Below are 1,967 nucleotides of genomic sequence, written 5' to 3'. Positions count from 1 at the left end.
GTCGACAAGGTCGACCTGCTGTTCGCTCCTTATGCGACCGTGCCGACGGCGCCGATCATGCCGCTGGTCAAGCAGCGCGGCCTGTTGCTGATGGGCAACTTCTCGTTCCAGGTCAACAGCAAGGTCCAGCACGACATGTGGTTCAACAATGCGCCGTGGGGGCCGCCCGACAGCTGGCCGGATTCGTTCCTCGACATCGCCCAGAAGGCCGGCGCCAAGAGTGTTGCGTTTCTGTCAGCCGACCAGGAGTTCGCTCAGAACCTGGTGGTGACCGCGCGCGAGGTCGCAAAAAGGCGCAATATGCCGATCGTGTTCGACCAGGCCTATCCGCCGAGCACGGTGGAATTCTCCAGCATCATCCGCGCGCTGAAAGCGGCAAAGCCGGACGTGGTCTATGTTTCGTCGTACCCGCCGGATTCGGCCGGCATCCTGCGCGCCGTGAACGAGATCGGGATCGGCGACAACGTCAAGGTTTTTGGCGGCGGCATGGTCGGCCTGCAATTCGGCGCGGTGATGGAGAATATGGGCTCGCTGCTCAACGGCGTCGTTAATTATAACTCATGGCTCCCGGAACAGAAAATGTATTACGATGGGACCAAGGAGTTCTTCGACAACTACACAAAGCGGGCGGTGGAAGCCAAAGTCGATCCGCTTGGTTACTATCTCGCGCCGTTCGGCTACGCCAGCGGTCAGCTTGTCGAGGCGGCGGTCAAGGCGGTCGGGTCGCTCGACCAGAAGGCGATGGCAAAATACCTGCACGCGAATGAGGTCAAGACCATCGTCGGCCCGATGAGCTTTGGGCCCGACGGCGAGCGCAAGGAAAACGCGGTGCTGCAGGCCCAGTTTCGCGGCATCACGGACAAGAACATCGAGCAGTTCCGTTCTTCGGGCAAGCAGGTGATCCTGTTCCCGGAGAAACTGAAATCCGGCGATCTCGTCACGCCGTTCGAGGCGGCCAGGAAGTAAATGGTTGCGTCATTGCGAGCGAAGCGAAGCAATCCAGAGGCCGCAAGGAAAGACTGGATTGCTTCGTCGCAAGAGCTCCTCGCAATGACGGTTTCACCACCGCCGTCATCCTGAGTAGCCGCGCCCTTGCGCGGCGTCTCGAAGGATGGCCACGGGCGGCGCTTGTGGCCCATCCTTCGAGGCTCGCCGGGAAGGGCGGCGAGCACCTCAGGATGACGGCGGGGTTGGTTGACGCGGGCGTAAAGAGCGGGTCAAGGGGGACCTCACTTGTTTTCATTTGACCTGCTGCTCGATGCGGTGGTGATCGGTGTGCTGCTCGGCTGCTTCTATGCGGCCGTCAGTCTCGGATTGTCCGTCGCTTTCGGCCTGCTTGACGTCCCCCACGTCGCGCATCCGGCCTTTCTGGTGCTGGCGTCCTACGCGGTGTACTTCCTCAACGAGCATTACGGGATTGATCCGCTGCTGGCGGGACTGCTGATCACCCCGTTGTTCTTTCTGTTCGGTCTCATCGCCTACCGGCTGTATTACGAAACCTTCGAAAGGCGCGGCAGCGACGCTGGCGTGCGCGGCATCGCGTTCTTCTTCGGTATCGCCTTCATCATCGAGGTGCTGATCATCCTGCAATTCGGCGTCGACCAGCGCTCGATCACCGCGGACTATGTCGGCAAGGCCTGGCGGCTAGGCGATATGCGAATCCCGTACCGCCTGGTGGTCGCCTTCGCGGTCGCCGCTGCGCTGACCGTCCTGCTGACGCTGTATTTATCCAAAACCTTCATGGGACGCGCGATCCGCGCGGTCGCGCAGGACCAGGAGGCGCTGCGGTTGATGGGCGCCAACCCGATCCGGATCAAGCAATGGGCGTTCGGCATTGCCACCGCCGTACTCGGGATCGCCGGCGCCTTGCTCATCATCGTCGCTCCCGTCGAGCCGACGCTCGACCGCACCTATATCGGGCGGACATTCTGCGTCGTGGTGATGGCGGGGCTCGGCAGCATGACCGG

2 protein-coding genes are annotated in these 1,967 nt (G+C 61.9%); both read left to right on the top strand.

Annotated elements, in window-relative coordinates; all coding sequences use genetic code 11:
* Positions 1 to 966, top strand: a 966-nt coding sequence (locus VGP39_RS21325; protein WP_327570078.1) for an ABC transporter substrate-binding protein, incomplete at its 5' end; no start/stop codon positions are given.
* 267 nt (positions 967 to 1,233) lie between these two features.
* On the top strand, positions 1,234 to 1,967 hold a 734-nt coding region (locus VGP39_RS21320; protein WP_327570077.1), incomplete at its 3' end, for a branched-chain amino acid ABC transporter permease.

This window comes from Bradyrhizobium sp. (genome assembly GCF_036009065.1).
Taxonomy (GTDB): Bacteria; Pseudomonadota; Alphaproteobacteria; order Rhizobiales; family Xanthobacteraceae; genus Bradyrhizobium.
The sequence above is the reverse complement of the archived record's forward strand: the minus strand, read 5'-3'. Positions and strand labels throughout refer to the sequence as shown.